Origin of the sequence: Streptomyces sp. NBC_00239, from assembly GCF_036194065.1 — a bacterium.
GTDB lineage: Bacteria > Actinomycetota > Actinomycetes > Streptomycetales > Streptomycetaceae > Streptomyces.
This window is the reverse complement of sequence record NZ_CP108095.1, coordinates 4,146,278-4,162,006: the sequence shown is the minus strand read 5'-3', so window position 1 is coordinate 4,162,006 and position 15,729 is coordinate 4,146,278. Positions and strand designations below refer to the sequence as shown.

Annotated in this window: 13 protein-coding genes; 5 read left to right on the top strand and 8 right to left on the bottom strand. The window is 74.6% G+C overall.

Annotation, left to right across the window (positions count from 1 at the left end):
- Positions 1-158: 158 nt before the first annotated feature.
- Both OG764_RS18335 and OG764_RS18330 read left to right on the top strand, forming a co-directional pair.
- Positions 159-1,724: a 3-hydroxyacyl-CoA dehydrogenase gene (locus OG764_RS18335; protein WP_328969504.1), complete on the top strand. Its 1,566-nt coding sequence runs from the start codon at positions 159-161 to the stop codon at positions 1,722-1,724.
- Positions 1,721-2,314 (top strand): TetR/AcrR family transcriptional regulator, encoded by a 594-nt coding sequence (locus tag OG764_RS18330; RefSeq protein WP_328969503.1) that lies wholly within the window; start codon positions 1,721-1,723, stop codon positions 2,312-2,314. The genes OG764_RS18335 and OG764_RS18330 overlap by 4 nt, the downstream gene beginning before the upstream one ends.
- A gap of 122 nt (positions 2,315-2,436) precedes the next feature.
- On the opposite strand, the gene OG764_RS18325 is transcribed toward OG764_RS18330, so the two are convergent.
- Positions 2,437-2,967, bottom strand: coding sequence for an Lrp/AsnC family transcriptional regulator (locus OG764_RS18325; RefSeq protein WP_328973059.1), 531 nt, complete (start codon positions 2,965-2,967; stop codon positions 2,437-2,439).
- Between the two features lie 192 nt (positions 2,968-3,159).
- On the opposite strand from OG764_RS18325, the gene pdhA reads away from it, so the two are divergent.
- From pdhA to OG764_RS18310, 3 genes are read left to right on the top strand one after another with little or no spacing between them, the layout of a single operon-like run.
- Positions 3,160-4,293: a pyruvate dehydrogenase (acetyl-transferring) E1 component subunit alpha gene (gene pdhA, locus OG764_RS18320; RefSeq protein WP_328973058.1), complete on the top strand. Its 1,134-nt coding sequence runs from the start codon at positions 3,160-3,162 to the stop codon at positions 4,291-4,293.
- The gene (locus OG764_RS18315; RefSeq protein WP_328969502.1) at positions 4,293-5,294 is read left to right on the top strand and encodes an alpha-ketoacid dehydrogenase subunit beta; all 1,002 of its coding nucleotides are present in this window, start codon (positions 4,293-4,295) and stop codon (positions 5,292-5,294) included. The genes pdhA and OG764_RS18315 overlap by 1 nt, the downstream gene beginning before the upstream one ends.
- On the top strand, positions 5,294-6,652 hold the full coding sequence (locus OG764_RS18310) for a dihydrolipoamide acetyltransferase family protein (protein WP_328969501.1): 1,359 nt from the start codon (positions 5,294-5,296) through the stop codon (positions 6,650-6,652). Before OG764_RS18315 ends, OG764_RS18310 begins: the two co-directional genes overlap by 1 nt.
- A 146-nt stretch (positions 6,653-6,798) precedes the next feature.
- On the opposite strand, the gene OG764_RS18305 is transcribed toward OG764_RS18310, so the two are convergent.
- The 7 genes from OG764_RS18305 to OG764_RS18275 form a co-directional block, all read right to left on the bottom strand.
- On the bottom strand, positions 6,799-7,776 hold the full coding sequence (locus OG764_RS18305) for an NAD(P)H-quinone oxidoreductase (protein ID WP_328969500.1): 978 nt from the start codon (positions 7,774-7,776) through the stop codon (positions 6,799-6,801).
- Positions 7,777-8,049: 273 nt separating this feature from the next.
- Complete coding sequence (locus tag OG764_RS18300; protein WP_328969499.1) at positions 8,050-9,141, bottom strand: potassium channel family protein; 1,092 nt, start codon at positions 9,139-9,141, stop codon at positions 8,050-8,052.
- Complete coding sequence (locus OG764_RS18295; RefSeq protein ID WP_328969498.1) at positions 9,129-10,463, bottom strand: molybdopterin molybdotransferase MoeA; 1,335 nt, start codon at positions 10,461-10,463, stop codon at positions 9,129-9,131. Before OG764_RS18295 ends, OG764_RS18300 begins: the two co-directional genes overlap by 13 nt.
- Complete coding sequence (locus OG764_RS18290; RefSeq protein ID WP_328969497.1) at positions 10,460-11,323, bottom strand: NTP transferase domain-containing protein; 864 nt, start codon at positions 11,321-11,323, stop codon at positions 10,460-10,462. The genes OG764_RS18295 and OG764_RS18290 overlap by 4 nt, the downstream gene beginning before the upstream one ends.
- Before the next feature lie 181 nt (positions 11,324-11,504).
- Positions 11,505-12,041, bottom strand: a complete 537-nt coding sequence (locus OG764_RS18285; RefSeq protein WP_328969496.1) for a bacterial proteasome activator family protein — start codon at positions 12,039-12,041, stop codon at positions 11,505-11,507.
- 96 nt (positions 12,042-12,137) lie between these two features.
- Positions 12,138-14,972 (bottom strand): ABC transporter permease, encoded by a 2,835-nt coding sequence (locus OG764_RS18280; protein ID WP_328969495.1) that lies wholly within the window; start codon positions 14,970-14,972, stop codon positions 12,138-12,140.
- Entirely contained in the window at positions 14,969-15,712 is a 744-nt protein-coding gene (locus OG764_RS18275) for an ABC transporter ATP-binding protein (RefSeq protein ID WP_328969494.1), read from the bottom strand. The genes OG764_RS18280 and OG764_RS18275 overlap by 4 nt, the downstream gene beginning before the upstream one ends.
- Positions 15,713-15,729: the final 17 nt, after the last annotated feature.

Genomic DNA, 15,729 nt, shown 5'->3' with positions numbered 1-15,729 from the left:
TCGGGCCTGCTGCGGGCCGACCCCGGACCGGGCTGCGGGCTGAGATCAGGCAAGAGCAGGGTCGGCAGAGCAGACTGGAGTTAGAGTAACCGAACGATCGGTCGGGACAAGAGGGCCTGCCGCTCCTTGTGGACAAGTCATGCGAGAGGATCGGGGTCATGACAGGAATCGAGCGGTCTTCCACCGTGGCGGTCGTCGGCGCCGGAACGATGGGCCAGGGCATCGCCCAGGTCGCCCTTCTCGCAGGTCACCGCGTGGTGCTGTACGACGCGGCGGCCGGCCGCGCCCACGACGGCCGGGGCGAGGTGGCCGCCCGGGTCGAGCGTCTCGCCGCCAAGGGCCGCCTCGACCGCGCCGAGGCCGACGCCGCGATCGGCCGGATCACGGCGGTCGGCGACCTCGCCGAGCTGTCCGGGGCCGCGCTCGTCGTCGAGGCGATCGTCGAGGACGCCGCGGTCAAGCGCGAGGTGTTCGCCGCCCTCGAAGCCGTGGTCGCGCCGGACTGCCTGCTCGCCACCAACACCTCCTCGCTGTCGGTCACCGAAATCGCGGCGGGCCTCAAGCACCCCGGCCGCTTCGTCGGCCTGCACTTCTTCAACCCCGCGCCGCTGCTCCCGCTCGTGGAGGTGGTCAGCGGCGACGCGACCGCGCCCGAGAGCGCGCAGCTCGCCTTCGAGACCGCCGCGCAGTGGGGCAAGACCCCGGTCCGGTGCGCCGACACCCCCGGCTTCATCGTCAACCGCATCGCCCGGCCCTTCTACGCCGAGGCCTTCGCGGTGTACGAGGAGCGGGCCGCCGACCCGGCCACCATCGACGCCGTGTTCCGCGAGAGCGGCGGCTTCAAAATGGGCCCCTTCGAGCTGACCGACCTGATCGGCCAGGACGTCAACGAGGCCGTGACCCGCTCGGTGTGGGAGTCCTTCTTCCGCAGTCCCAAGTTCCTGCCGTCGCTGGCCCAGCGCCGCCTGGTGCAGTCCGGCCGGCTCGGCCGCAAGGCGGGCCGCGGCTGGTTCGCGTACGAGCCCGCCGCCGACGCGCCCGCCCCGCACACGGCCGGCCCCGAGGCGGCCCCGGCGGAGGTCACCGTCGTCGGCGACCTCGGGCCCGCGGCCGACCTGGTCGACCTGATGGAAGAGGCCGGCATCTCGGTGGCCCAGACCCCGTCGGGCGGCCCGTACATCCAGCTGCCGGGCGAGGGCCAGCTGGTGCTCGCGGACGGCAAGACCTCCGTCGAGTTCACCGACGTCGTCTACTTCGACCTCGCCCTCGACTACCGCGGCGCCACCCGGATCGCGCTGTCCGCCTCCGAGGACACCAGCCCGCAGACCCTCGCCGAGGCCGTCGGCCTGTTCCAGAAGCTCGGCAAGAAGGTCAGCGTCATCGGGGACGTCCCCGGCATGATCGTCGCGCGGACCGTGGCCCTGCTGATCGACCTCGCCGCCGACGCCGTCGCCAAGGGCACCGCCACCTTCGAGGACATCGACACCGCCATGCGGCTGGGCGTCAACTACCCCCTCGGACCCGGCGAATGGCACGCCAAGCTCGGCCAGGACTGGGCGTACGACCTCCTGCACCACCTCGACGAGCGCTGCCCCGGCGGCCGGTACGCGCCCTCCCTGGCGCTGTTCCGGCTGGGCTACGCGGCCGGCCCCGACGACGCGTACGAGGGCGACGAGAACGCGTACGGCGGCGGGGGCGCCGGGGGCGGGGTGAGCGCGCCGTGACCACCGTGAAGCGGGACACGTACACCCCCGAGACGCTGCTCACGGTGGCCGTGCGGGTCTTCAACGAGCGCGGCTACGACGGCACCTCGATGGAGCACCTGTCCAAGGCCGCCGGGATCTCCAAGTCCTCGATCTACCACCACGTCGCCGGCAAGGAGGAGCTGCTGCGCCGGGCCGTCAGCCGGGCGCTCGACGGCCTCTTCGGGATCCTCGACGAGCCGGGTGCCGGCCGCGGCCGGGCCATCGAGCGGGTCGAGTACGTGACGCGCCGCACCGTCGAGGTGCTGGTCGCCGAGCTGCCGTACGTGACGCTGCTGCTGCGGGTGCGGGGCAACACCCGCACCGAGCGGTGGGCGCTGGAGCGCCGCCGCGAGTTCGACCACCGGGTCGCCGACCTGCTCAAAGCCGCCCAGGCCGAGGGCGACCTGCGGGCCGAGGCGGACATCCGGCTGGCCACCAGGCTGCTCTTCGGCATGGTGAACTCGCTGGTCGAGTGGTACCGGCCGCACCCGGAGTCGGGTGCGGACACCGAGCAGGTCGCCGAGGCCGTCGTGGCCCTCGCCTTCGACGGCCTGCGCACCGCCTCCTAGCGCCGTCGGACGCCCATGACGCGCCTGCCCCCGCCCGGTTCCCCCGGACGGGGGCACGCGCGTCTCAGGGGCGCCCCGGGCAGCCCGCCGGCGGCCGCCCCCCGGGGCGCCCGGCGGCGGGGTCAGCCGGCCGTGAACGGGTCGAGGTCCGTCTCCTCGAAGACCAGCAGGGTGCGCGTCGACAGCACCTCCGGGATCGCCTGCAGCCGCGTCAGCACCAGCTCGCGCAGCGTCCGGTTGTCCGGCGTGTGCACCAGCAGCAGCACGTCGAAATCGCCGCTGACCAGCGCGATGTGCGCCGCCCCCGGCAGCTCCTGGAGCTGCTCGCGCACGGTGCGCCAGGAGTTCTGGACGATCCGGAGCGTGATGTACGCGGACGCGCCCTGACCCGCGCGCTCGTGGTTGACGCGCGCCGAGAAGCCGCGGATCACGCCGTCGTCGATCAGGCGGTTGATCCGGGCGTACGCGTTCGCCCGCGAGACGTGCACCTGCTCGGCGACCGACCGTATGGAGGCACGCCCGTCGTTCTGCAGCAGGCGCAGGATCGCCCGGTCGATGGAGTCCAGCGGACGCGGCGGCGCGGCCGGGACCGGGGCGTCCGCCGCCGGAACCGGCAGCGGAGCGTCGGGGCCGTTCCCCGCCGCCTCGGCCATTTGTTCATCGGTCACGGCCCCCGGCCTCCCTGTCCTGGACGTCCTGCACCCATCACAGGCTGTGGACATCCGTTTGTCCACAGCCTGAAGCCGCCTGTAGCCAAAATGCGTCCACGACCGAACAATCGGTAGGTGAGGCGCCTCACACAGCGCGCCGCCCTGCCCGCTTCCCACGAGGAGGTGTACGCCGCCATGACGGTCCAAGAGCTGCCCGGTGCCGGTGCGGACTACCGCCCGACCCCGCCGCCCGCCTGGAGGCCCCGCATCGACGCCGCCCCGCTGCTCCCGGACACCGAGCCCCACCGTGTGCTCGGCACGCCGGCCGCGGACCGCCTCGACCCGGCCCTGATGCGCCGGCTGTACGCGGAGCTGGTCCGCGGCCGCCGGTACAACGCGCAGGCCACCGCGCTGACCCGGCAGGGCCGCCTCGCGGTCTACCCCTCCACCGTCGGGCAGGAGGCGTGCGAGATCGCCGCCGCGCTCGTCCTGGAGGAGCAGGACTGGCTCTTCCCGAGCTACCGCGACACCCTCGCCGCGGTCGCCCGCGGCCTGGACCCGATGCAGGCCCTCACCCTGCTGCGCGGCGACTGGCACACCGGCTACGACCCGCGCGAGTGCCGGATAGCCCCGCTGAGCACCCCGCTCGCCACCCAGCTGCCGCACGCGGTCGGGCTCGCCCACGCCGCCCGCCTCAAGGGCGACGACGTGGTCGCGCTGGCCATGGTCGGCGACGGCGGCACCAGCGAGGGCGACTTCCACGAGGCGCTGAACTTCGCCGCCGTGTGGCAGGCCCCGGTGGTCTTCCTCGTGCAGAACAACGGCTTCGCGATCTCCGTACCGCTCGCCAAGCAGACGGCCGCCCCCTCCCTGGCCCACAAGGCCGTCGGGTACGGCATCCCCGGCCGGTTGGTCGACGGCAACGACGTGGCCGCGATGCACGAGGTGCTGTCCGAGGCCGTGCGCAAGGCGCGCGCCGGCGGCGGCCCGACCCTCATCGAGGCCGTGACGTACCGGATGGAGGCGCACACCAACGCCGACGACGCCACCCGCTACCGCACCGACGCCGAGGTCGAGGCCTGGCGCGCCCACGACCCGATCATGCTGCTGGAGCGCGAGTTGACGGAGCGCGGCTTCCTCGACGACGAGGGCATCCAGGCGGCCAAGGACGCGGCCGAGAGCATGGCGTCGGACCTGCGCGACGCGATGAACGCCGACCCGGTGCTGGACCCGATGGACCTCTTCACCCACGTGTACGCGGAGCAGACCGGTCAGCTCCGCGAGCAGGCCGCGCTGCTGCGGGCCGAGCTCGAAGCCGAGGAGCAGTGATGGCGACCGCGACCGCGGCCAAGCCCGCCACGATGGCGCAGGCCCTGAACCGGGCCCTGCGCGACGCGATGGCCGACGACCCGTCCGTGCACCTCATGGGCGAGGACGTGGGCGCACTCGGCGGCGTCTTCCGCATCACCGACGGCCTCACCAAGGAATTCGGCGAGGACCGCTGTACGGACACCCCGCTCGCGGAGGCCGGCATCCTCGGCACCGCCGTCGGCATGGCGATGTACGGGCTGCGGCCGGTCGTCGAGATGCAGTTCGACGCGTTCGCCTACCCGGCGTTCGAGCAGCTCTTCAGCCACGTCGCGAAGATGCGCAACCGGACCCGCGGCGCGATGCCGCTGCCGATCACCATCCGCGTGCCGTACGGCGGCGGGATCGGCGGCGTCGAGCACCACAGCGACTCCTCCGAGGCCTACTACATGGCCACCCCCGGCCTGCACGTGGTGACCCCGGCGACGGTCGAGGACGCGTACGGCCTGCTGCGCGCGTCGATCGCCTCCGACGACCCGGTGATCTTCCTGGAGCCGAAGCGGCTGTACTGGTCGAAGGCCGACTGGAACCCGGCGGCTCCGGCTCCGGTGGCCCCGATCGGCCGCGCCGCGGTGCGCCGCACCGGCGCCAGCGCCACCCTGATCACGTACGGGCCGTCGCTGCCGGTCTGCCTGGAGGCGGCCGAGGCCGCCCGCGAGGAGGGCTGGGACCTGGAGGTCGTCGACCTGCGCTCGCTGGTGCCCTTCGACGACGACACCGTCGCCGCGTCGGTCCGGCGGACCGGGCGCGCGGTGGTCGTCCACGAGTCGACCGGCTTCGGCGGGCCCGGCGGGGAGATCGCCGCCCGGATCACCGAGCGCTGCTTCCACCACCTGGAGGCGCCGGTGCTGCGGGTGGCGGGCTTCGACATCCCGTACCCGCCGCCGATGCTGGAGAAGCACCACCTGCCGGGCGTGGACCGGATCCTGGACGCCGTGGCACGCCTGCAGTGGGAGAACTGATGCCTCAGGTGCTGGAGTTCAAGCTGCCCGACCTCGGTGAGGGGCTCACCGAGGCGGAGATCGTGCGCTGGCTGGTCGAGGTCGGCGACGTGGTCGCCGTGGACCAGCCGGTGGTCGAGGTCGAGACGGCCAAGGCGATGGTCGAGGTGCCGTGCCCGTACGGCGGGGTGGTGACCGCCCGCTTCGGCGAGGAGGGCACCGAGCTGCCCGTCGGCGCGCCCCTGATCACCGTGGCCGTGGGCGCCTCCTCGGTGCCGGAGGAGGCGGCCGGTACGGCCGCCGCCGAGTCCGCGTCGGCGGGTTCGGGCAACGTGCTCGTCGGCTACGGCACGGACCACTCCCGGCCGGCCCGGCGCCGCCGGATCCACCCGGCGGGCGTCGCCCCGGCAGCCGCCCCGGCCGCAGCCGCCGCCGTCACGGCAGTGGCCGCCCCGGAGCCGGCCGCGGCTCCGGTCCGCACCCCCGCCGGGCGGACGGAGCCGGTCGCGGTGATCTCGCCGCTGGTGCGCAAGCTGGCCCGGGACCACGGGATCGACCTGCGGGCCCTGGCCGGCAGCGGGCCCGACGGCCTGATCATGCGGGCGGACGTCGAGGCGGCCCTGAAGGCCCCCGAGACGGTCGCCCCCGCCGCACCGGCCGCTGCCGCCGCGCCCGCGGGGCGCGCCCTCACCGGGGAGCGCATCCCGCTGAAGGGGCTGCGCGGCGCCGTCGCCGAGAAGCTCTCCCGCAGCCGCCGCGAGATCCCGGACGCCACCTGCTGGGTGGACGCCGACGCCACCGAGCTGATGGCCGCGCGGGCCGCGATGAACGCGGTGGGCGGGCCGAAGATCTCGGTGCTGGCGCTGCTGGCCCGGATCTGCACGGCCGCGCTGGCGAAGTACCCCGAGCTGAACTCCACTGTGGACACCGTGGCGAAGGAGATCGTCCGGCTGCCCGGCATCCACCTGGGCTTCGCCGCGCAGACCGAGCGGGGCCTGGTGGTTCCGGTGGTCCGCGAGGCGCACGGCATGAACCCGGAGGAGCTGTCGGCCGAGTTCGCACGGCTGACCGAGCTGGCCCGCACCGGCAAGCTCGCCCCCGCGGACCTGACCGGTGGCACCTTCACCCTCAACAACTACGGGGTGTTCGGGGTCGACGGCTCGACGCCGATCGTCAACCACCCGGAGGCGGCCATGCTCGGCGTCGGCCGGATCGTCCCCAAGCCGTGGGTGCACCAGGGCGAACTGGCGGTCCGCCAGGTCGTCCAGCTGTCACTGACGTTCGACCACCGCGTCTGCGACGGCGGCACCGCGGGCGGCTTCCTCCGGCACGTCGCGGACTGCGTCGAGAACCCGGCGGTGCTGCTGCGCTCGCTGTAGCCGAGGGCATCGCGCGTCCCAGCCCGCGCGGCGCTTGAGCGCACCGGCGCGGAGCTCCGGCCCGGGGGCCGGGGCGGAGCCCCGGGGAACGGCGGAAGGGCGGGTAGGGGAAGGCCCGGCAGGGCGCCCCCACCCGCCCCGCCGGGTCACCGCGTCAGCAACAGCTTCCCCACGTGCGTGCTCGCCTCCAGCACCCGGTGGGCCTCGGCGGCCTCCCCGAACGGGAAGGCCGCGTGCACCACCGGCCGCACCAGCCCGCTCTCGACCAGCGGCCAGACGTGCTCCCGTACGGCGGCGACGATGGCCGCCTTCTCCTCCAGAGGACGCGAGCGCAGGGTCGTCGCGGTGATCGCGGCCCGCTTGGCCAGCAGCGCCCCGAGGTTCAGCTCGCCCGTGCGGCCGCCCTGCAGGCCGATGACGGCCAGCCGCCCGTTGACCGCGAGCGCCCGCACGTTCCGGTCGAGGTACTTGGCGCCGATGATGTCGAGGATCACGTCCGCGCCCGCACCGCCCGTCGCCTCCTTGATCTCGGCGACGAAGTCCTGCTCGCGGTAGTCGATCAGGATGTCGGCGCCCAGCTCCGCGCAGCGCGCCAGCTTCTCCTTGCCGCCCGCCGTCACCGCCACCCGGGCGCCGACCGCCTTCGCCAGCTGGATCGCCATGGTGCCGATGCCGCTCGATCCGCCGTGCACGAGGAAGGTCTCGCCCGGACGCAGGTGCGCGATCATGAACACGTTCGACCACACCGTGCAGGCCGCCTCCGGCAGCGCGGCCGCCGTGGCCAGGTCCACCCCGGCCGGCACCGGCAGCAGCTGGCCCGCGGGCACGGCCACCTGCTCGGCGTAGCCGCCGCCGACCAGCAGGGCGCACACCTCGTCGCCGACCGCCCAGCCGGTGACGCCCGGTCCCAGGGCCGTGATGCGGCCCGAGCATTCGAGCCCGGGGTAGCGGGAGCTGCCGGGCGGCGGGTCGTAGAAGCCCTGCCGCTGGAGGAGGTCGGCGCGGTTCACGGCGCCGGCCGCGACCTCCACGAGGACCTCGCCGTCGCCGGGCACCGGGTCGGGCACCTCGGCCCACACCAGGGCCTCGGGCCCGCCGGGCTGGGGAATCGTGATCGCATGCATGGCCCGGAGGGTACGCCAGCCCGGCCCCGACTCCCGGCTCCCCCGGACCGGTTGGCCGGACCGGACGTACGGGCCGGACGCACGACCAGGATCCAGGAGCCGGACGCATGGCCGTAGACGCGAGCCGTGCACGAGCCGTGCGCACGAGCCGTATGTACGGCCGTCCCCACGCGCCGGACGCGCGGGAGCGGCCGGGGCTCGTACGCGCGGGAGCGGCCGGGGCTCGTACGCGCGGGAGCGGCCGGGGCTCGTACGCGCGCCCGGTCGCGCGGGCTACTCGGCCGGGCCCAGGGTGGTGGCGGGCGGGGCGGCGCGGACCACCGCGATCACCCGGTCCGTCAGCTGGAGCGGGCTCGCGTGCGGGTCGTCGTACGGCAGCAGCCGGTGGCCGCGCACCACGCTGACCACCAGGTCCGCCGTCTCCCGCACCCCGCGTCCGGCCTCCGCCCGGGTCACCGGGCGTTCGATGAGGTCGAGGCCGCTGCCCTGCTGGATCAGGTCCTCCATCACCGCGCCCGCGCTCGGGCTCAGCACCGACAGCCCCAGCAGCCGGCCGGCCGCACTCGCGCTCGTGATGACGGCGTCCGCGCCCGACTGCCGCAGCAGCGGGGCGTTCTCCTCCTCGCGCACCGCGGTGACGATCTTCGCGCCGCGGTTCAGCTGCCGGGCCGTGAGCGTGACCAGCACCGCCGTGTCGTCGCGCTGGGTGGCGATGATGACCTGGCGGGCCTTCTGCACCTCGGCCCGGATCAGGACGTCGGAGCGGGTGGCGTCGCCGACCACCCCGGTGAGCCCCTCCGCGTTGGCCATGTCGATGACCTTGGAGCTGGGGTCGACGACGACGACGGACTCCTTCTTCAGCCCGGTGGCCAGCAGGGTCTGGAGCGCCGAGCGGCCCTTCGTGCCGAAGCCGACGACGACGGTGTGGTCACGCAACTGCTTCCTCCAGCGGTTCAGCCGCCACTCCTCCCGGGTCCTCTCGGTGAGGACCTCAAGGGTGGTGCCGACCAGGATGATCAGGAACAGCACCCGCAGCGGAGTGATCAGCAGGATGTTCATCAGACGGGCGCTGTCGCTGTACGGGACGATGTCGCCGTATCCGGTCGTCGACAGGGTCACCGTGGCGTAGTAGACGCAGTCGAGGAGGTCGACGTTGTCGTTGGCGTTGTCGTGGTAGCCGGCGCGGTCGGCCCAGACGATCAGGACCGTCGTCAGCAGCACCATCAGGGCCATCACCAGCCGTTTGGTGACCTGCCGCAGCGGCCTTTCGACCTCGCGTCGGGGCAGTTTCACCCGGCGGGTGACGAGGCTCTCGTCGGCCTGGCGGGCCATCGCGTCGTGGCCGGGAAGTTTCACGTGAAACATCCCCCCGGCGCCCACGGCAGGTCGAGCACGTCCAGCTCCTCTCCCTCGTGCGCACCGTGCGGCGGCACCACGGCCATCGCGTCGGCGGCGGCGATACCGCGCAGCATCGCGGGCCCGTTGTAGTGCAGCGGTACGCAGCGGTCGGCGTGCAGCATCACGGGGATCAGCCGGGTGTCGTGCGGATGCCCCTGGACGTCGTCGTGGACCGGCGCCGGGTACGGGTCCCGGGGTGCGAGCCCCGCCCGGACCCGCAGCAGCGGCTCGGCCAGCGTGAGAAGTCCGGACACGGCGGCCAGCGGATTGCCCGGCAGCCCGACCAGATGGCGGCCCGGACCCAGCCGGGCCAGCAGCATCGGATGGCCGGGGCGTACCGCCACCCCGTCCACGAGCAGCTCGGCGCCGACCCGGCGCAGTACGGGGTGGACGTGGTCCACCGGCCCGGCGGCGGTGCCACCGGTGGTGACGACCAGGTCGGCGGTGGAGGCGGTGACGGCCTTGTAGAGCGCCTCGGCGTCGTCGCCCAGCCGGCGGGTGGCGACGACCTCGGCGCCGAGCGCGGCCAGCCACGGGCCGACCATCGGGCCGAGCGCGTCGCGGATCAGGCCGTCGTGCGGCAGCCCTTCGGTCAGCAGCTCGTCCCCGAGTACGAGGATCTCGGCGCGCGGCCTCGGCAGGGTCTCCAGGGCGTCGTAGCCGGCCGCGGCGGCCAGGCCGAGCACGCCGGGGGTGATCAGCGCCCCGGCGGGCAGCAGGACGTCACCGGACCGGCACTCCTGGCCGCGCGGCCGGATGTCCTGCCCGGTGACTACCTCGCGCTCCGGGTAGAGCTGCCCCTTGGCGTCGGTGCGGGAATGCTCGCTGCGGATCACGGCGGTGGTGTCGGCGGGGACGCGGGCGCCGGTCGCGATCCGGACGGCCTCGCCGTCGGCGAGCGGGGCGGGGCGGCTGCCGCCCGCGAGGACCCCGCCGTCCCGGACCCTCCAGGGGCCCGGTCCCGCGACGGCCCAGCCGTCCATGGCGGAGGTGTCGAAGGAGGGCAGGTCGGTCAGGGCGGTCAGGGGGGCGGCGAGCACTTCGCCCAGCGCCCGGTCCAGCGGCACCGACCGGGGCTTCGCCGGGTGCGCCTCGGCGCACCGCGCGGCGATGGCGCGGGCCCGGGGCCAGGGCGTGGCCCGGTGCGGGGTGGCGGCGGCCGGGGGGCGGGGGCCGCGGCTGACCAGGGCCAGGGCCTCCAGCACGGCGTCCTCGGCGTCGCCGGCGGCCGGGGACGCGTTCTGTCCGGTGCGGCCGTCGGCCCCGGCCTCCCGGCCCTGTGCGGTCATCCGGTGCCGGGCCCGGACTCGGCCGCCCAGCGGCCGGCAAGTGCGGCGGCGCGGCGGGTGGCCTCTTCCAGTGACAGGCCGCCCTGGCCGGCCGCGTATCCGACCAGGAAGGTCGTCAGCGGGGCGGCGGGGCGGGCCACGCCGTGGGCGGCGTCACGGGCGAGGTCGAGCAACGCGGGGATCTCGACGTCGAGGTCGATGCCCAGCTCGGTCTTGACTGCGGTCATCCATTCGTCCAGCACGTGCCCATGCTCCCTGATGCGGGACCGGGCGGCCGCGAGATCGTCCCAGGTGTCGCAGTCGAACGAGGCGAGGGGTGCCGCGGCGGAGGTCCAGCCGAGGTCCAGCTCCGCGGTCAGCAGCCGCAGCGGCAGGCCGCTCAGGGTGCCGTGCTCGGTGGCGATCAGCGCCAGTTCCCGGCGCAGCGGCTCCGCCCGGTAGGCGGCGACCAGCGGCTGGTCGCGGCCCTCGGCATCGGTGAGGAGCACCCCCTCCCGGCCGGACGGGCCGGCGCCGCCGGGCGCGTCGAGGGAGTCGAGGGAGTCGAGGAGGGTGCGTACGGTCTCCGGGCCGAGGAAGGGCAGGTCGGCGGAGAGGACGAGCACCCGGTCGGCACCGACGTGCCGCAGGCCGGCGTGCAGGGCGGCCAGCGGGCCGCCGCCGGGCGGCTGCTCCAGGGCCCAGGTCACCGGGCGGGCGGTGGCCCGGCGGCCGCCGACCACGACGGTCACGGCGGCGCCGCGGCAGGCGTCGAGCACCCGGTCCAGCAGGGCCCGGCCGCCGACGCTCAGGCCGGGTTTGTCGGCCCCGCCGAGCCGCCGGGCCGCGCCGCCGGCCAGCACGATCGCGTCAAAGGTCATGCCCCCGAGTATGCGGGTCCCGTCTGCCGCCCCCGCGGGCCGGTTCGGCCGGCCTTCGATCCGGCCCCCGCGCCCGTCACCAGGCCCCGGGAAGGACGAAGCCGGGGCCCGCACACGGCGGACCCCGGCATGATCGGTGGGACGGCCGGCCCGGGCGGGCTGACGGCCGGCTGCTGCTCGCTTACAGGTACGGGCCGGAGCGGATGGCGCCGTGCTGCCCGTCCTCGTCGTCGTGCGACGTACCGGGCGGCAGTGCGCGGCGCATCTGCTCCAGCTGGGCCCGCGCGGCCATCTGCTGCGCGAACAGGGCGGTCTGGATGCCGTGGAACAGGCCTTCCAGCCAGCCCACCAACTGCGCCTGGGCGATGCGCAGTTCCGCCTCCGAGGGGATCGCCTCGTCGGTGAACGGGAGCGACAGCCGCTCCAGTTCCTCGACGAGCTCGGGAGCGAGCCCGTCCTCCAGCTCCTTCACGGAGCTGGCGTGGATGTCCTTGAGCCGGACCCGGCTGGCCTCGTCGAGAGGAGCCGCTCGGACTTCTTCCAGAAGCTGCTTGATCATGCTGCCGATCCGCATGACCTTTGCGGGCTGTTCGACCATCTCCGTCACGGGGACCTCGCGCGACTCGTCATCGGCGCCGCCGACCTGCATCCCGTCCTGGCCCACGATCAGAACCTGCGGGGGGCTGTCCTGCGACCGTTCACTCCTCGGCATCTCCATGCCGCCATTGTCTCGCACACCTTCGTCAAGACACGGTGTGCCCCCGCGCGGGTGTGATCCACCCTGCACGGGGGCACGAGATCGTGCGCCGGCGGCTCAGGCGGCCGCCCGGCGGGCCAGTGCCCCGCCGGAACGCGTCACCAGGGCCGCGAGCACGGCCGCGCCCACCGGAACCGCGACGAGCAGCAGCGCCAGCGTCGACCAGGGCACGACCACCGGGATGTACGGCTCGCTGGTGTCCTGGCCGTAGCCCTGGGCCACCAGGTCGCGGAACCAGGCCAGCTGCTCGCGCCGTTCCGTCAGCCGCAGCCCCACCGCGGGCAGCAGGCCCGCCGCGGAGCCGAGGACCACGCCCATCGCGGCCACCACCCCGCACTGGAACCCGCTGAGCGTGCGCCGTACGCGCGGTGCGGCGCCCACCGCGGCCAGGGTCTTCAGGTCGGCCTCGGCGTCGGCCTGGGCCAGGCCCGTGGCGATGCCGGCCGCGCCGATCGTCACCAGCCCGGCGAAGATCGCCAGGGCCAGCAGGACGAGCGTGCCGGAGCTTTCGTAGCCGTTCTCGACGTACAGGTCCGGGTCGGCGCCCATCCGGTCGAACGCGCCGTCGGCCCGCTGCCGCTCCTGCGTCGACGGAGCCCGCTCCAGCGTGAAGTACGAGCCCAGGGGCACCGTCTTGAGGCCCGCGGCCTTCGCGGTCGCCGGCGGCAGGATCAGCTTCAGGCCGTACGCCTCGGCGGAGGTGGCCGCGTGCACGGCGAACTGCTTGCGCTCGCCCGGCGGCTCGCGGTCGGCCTGCCGGGCCGCCTCGGCCTTCTCCTGGTCGGCGATGACCAGCAGGCCGACCTTGCCGTTCTTGACGTGCCGTCGGTCGAAGGCGACCGGTGTGCCCGCCTTCAGCGCCCGGACGGCTGCCGGGTCGTCGATGCGCAGGGCGGCCAGCAGCTTCTCGTCCGCGACGGCGATCTCCTGCTCCGTGTAGTGGTTCACGGACGTGCAGCGCCAGTCCTTGCTGAAGTTGCGGCGCTCCTCGGGAGTGAAGGCGTCCGGGCCCTCCTTGCTGTTCCACAGCGGGCATTCCTGGTCCTTCGGGATGACCAGCTCGACCTGCCCGCAGCCCTTCGAGACCCCCCACCGGTCGCAGTCGGGCCGGCCGACGTACAGCCGCTCCACGTCCGCCCGTACGGCGACCGGGAGTTCCTTGCTGACCGCCTGGCGGACGGCGGGTATCTCCCGGTAGCCGCCCGCGTCCTTGGCCAGCACCCGGCCGCCGAGGTCGGGCAGCTGGGCGGTGTACTCGTGGCGGTACTGGGCGTCCCGGCTCTCCTGGTACGTCGCCACCGCGACGGTGCCGGCGACCGCGGCGAGCACCGCGGCCACGGCCGGAGCCGTACGGCCCCGGTTGCGGACGGCGTCGCGCAGCGCGAGCCGCGGGGACAGCGGGAGCCAGCGGCCCACCCGGCCGAACAGGCCGACCAGCACCGGGGTCAGGGCCACGACGCCCAGTTCGGCGAGCGCGCTGCCCGCCGCGACCACGGTGAAGCCCAGGTCGGTGGTGCTGCCGTAGAGCGCGATCGCGGCGCCCAGGGCGATGGCGATCAGGCCGGCCACCGGCAGTACCCGGCTGGCCCGGCGCACCCCGCGGCGGCCGGTGAGCGAGGCGAGCACGGTCTGCCGGGAGGCGGTGACGGCCGGCACGATCGCGGCGAGCAGGCCGGTCAGCACGGCGAGGCCGCCGATGCCGAGGATTTCCAGCGGGCGCAGGTCGAAGTGGCCCCAGCGGGCGCCCAGCTGCTCTTCCAGGACCGGCTGGAGGGCGAGCGTCAGCCCGATGCCGAGTCCGGTGCCGACGACCGCGGCCGCGACCCCGATGACCAGGCCGCCCGAGAGGACGATGGCCCGGATGTGCTTGCGGTCGCCGCCGTTGGCGCCGACCAGGCCCAGCTGGCGGCGCGAGCGCCGGGCGCCGACCGCGAAGGCGGGGCCGGCCAGCAGGCAGATCTCCAGCATCGCGAGGCCGACCACGGTGGCGAGCGCCGCCATCTCCGCGGTACGGCTGCCGATGCTCTGCTCGTAGCGCTGCTCCTGCCGGTAGTACGGCACCTCGGAGTCGGCGGGCGGGTCCAGGACCACGGCGCGCGAGGCGACGACGACGCCCTTGGCGTTGGCCGCCTTGACCATGTTCCACGTGAAACCTTCGCCGCCGACCGCGACGAGGTAGCTGCTGTTGAGGCCGACGCTGCCCAGTCCGGCCGCCTTGACCGCCTTGTCGAGCGGGGCGAGGAAGGTGCCGGGCGGGGCGATGAGGGCCTTGGCCTTGAGCTCGTTCGGCAGCTCGTACGCGCCGGTGATCACGTACGGCCGGTCCATGCCGCGTGCGACGACCGTGGAGCCGACGAACAGGCCGGAGGCGTCGAGGAAGGCCGTGGTCGCCGCGACCTCGCCGGCCTTGGCCGGGAAGCGGCCGCGGTCGAGCGCCGTCAGCCCCGCGGCCAGCGGGTTCGCGGTGTCGAGCTCCCGTACGGAGACCTCCAGCAGGCCGTGCCGGGTGCGGACCTTGGCGCTGCCTTCGGTGTCCTTCAGGAACTTCGCACCGGGCGGGAAGGCCGCCTCGACGTCGGTACGGCTGTCCGTGGGCGGCGTCCACTGGTCCGCGTAGCCGCCGACCGGGGCGTAGCTCTCCCCGTCGGGCTGCTGGTACACCGGCCCGCCGAGGCCGGGGTCGGAGATCCGGGCGTCGGCCGCGCCGAGCACGCGGTCCAGCTTCTGCCCGGTGGAGAGTTCGGCGCTGCGCAGGGTCAGGTCGGCGGCGCTGACGCCCAGGATGGGCAGGGCGATCATCGAGAGGACGAGGAGGCTGCGGCCCTTGGCGCGCACGGCGTCCCGCCGGGCGATCCGGATCGCGGCGACCCAGGAGTGGTACCAGGAGTTCACTGGGCGGCCGCCCGCCCGGTGAGCAGCGACTCGGCGTCGGTGCGCAGGGTCTCGTCGACGACGCGGCCGTCGCGCAGGAAGACCACCCGGTCCGCCCAGGCCGCGAAGCGGGGTTCGTGGGTGACCAGGACGCCGGCCGCGCCCGCGTCGCAGCGGGCCCGCAGCAGGGCGAGCACGGACTCGCCGGTCTCGGAGTCGAGGGCGCCGGTGGGCTCGTCGGCGAGCACCAGGCGGCGGTCGCCGACCAGGGCGCGGGCGATGGCGACGCGCTGCTGCTGGCCGCCGGACATCTCGTCGGGGAAGCGGTCGGCGAGCTGGGGCAGGTTCATCTCGGCGAGTGCCGCCAGGGCGTGGACGCGGGCCTTGCGGGCGGAGACGCCGTCGAGTTCGAGCGGCAGGGCCACGTTCTCGGCGGCGGTCAGGGCCGGGATGAGGTTGTAGTCCTGGAAGACGTAGCCGATGGAGCGCCGGCGCAGGGCGGCGAGCTGTTTGCGGTTCGCGGTGGTGATGTCGGTGCCTTCGACGATCACCTGGCCCCCGGTGGGGGTGTCGAGGCCCCCGGCGAGGGTGAGCAGCGTGGACTTGCCGGAGCCGGACGGGCCCATGACGGCGACGAGCTCGCCGGGATGGACCGCGAGGTCGATGCCGCTGAGGGCGTGCACCTCGGTGGCGCCGCTGCCGTGGACCCGGGTGAGCTGTCGGAGCTCCAGGACGGGTGAGCGGTGGGGCTGGTCGGGCATGAGGGGTCCCCCCTGGG